Origin of the sequence: Microbacterium sp. H6 (assembly GCF_003314775.1) — a bacterium.
Classification (GTDB): domain Bacteria; phylum Actinomycetota; class Actinomycetes; order Actinomycetales; family Microbacteriaceae; genus Microbacterium; species Microbacterium oxydans.
Genome location: NZ_QOAY01000158.1, coordinates 1 through 779, shown reverse-complemented (window position 1 = coordinate 779; position 779 = coordinate 1). Strand labels below are relative to the sequence as shown.

Here is a 779-nt window from a genome sequence, read left to right as displayed (position 1 = left end):
CGAGGTGGCCGGGCAGTGCCGCGCGCAGGGGGTCGAGCAGCTGCTCATGCGCGGCCGAGAGTCCACCGCCGATCACGATCATGGCCGGGTCGACCGTCATGATCAGGGTCGCGATGCCATGGGCGAGCTCGCCGATGAATCCGTCGAGCTCCTGCTGTGCGGCCGCGTCACCGCCGCGCGCCTTCGCGAAGACCTCGGCAGCGGTCGGGGCGGTGCGCCACGTGATCTGGCCCGTCTCGGTGTTCAGTCCCCGGAAGGCGAGGCGGCCGATGTCGCCCGCAGCGTTGTGGATTCCGCGGCGCGGGCGTCCGCCGAGGATCAGTCCCATCGCGATGCGATTGCCGACCGACAGGTAGATGACGTCGTCGACGAGCTGCGCGACGCCGAGGTGATGCTCGGCGACGGCCGCGAGACGAACGCCGTTGTCCACCGCGACGGGGCAGCCGAACGCCTGGCGCAGCTGGGAGCCGATGTCGATGCCCGACCACTCGGGGATGACGACCGAGGTGGTGACGCGCCCCGTGTCGTCGACGATGCCGGGAAGCGAGACGCCGACCGCGCGGACCTTCGATCCCGGGATCGAGACCGCGGAGAGCGTACCCCGCACGTCCTCGATCACGGCAGCCAGCTTGGACGCGCCATCGGGCCGCTCGGCCACGCCGGGGAAGCTGCGCTGCGCGATCACGTGTCCGGCCAGGTCGGCCAGCACGACCCGCACGCTCGCGACGCCGATGTCGACGCCGACGACGGTTCCGGCGGCGGCGTGGAACGAGTAGCGG

Annotated in this window: 1 protein-coding gene; it reads right to left on the bottom strand. The window is 71.8% G+C overall.

What is annotated here, in order from left to right; translation table 11 throughout:
• Positions 1 to 779, bottom strand: a 779-nt coding sequence (locus DSP71_RS10005) for an ROK family protein (protein WP_147251280.1), incomplete at both ends; no start/stop codon positions are given.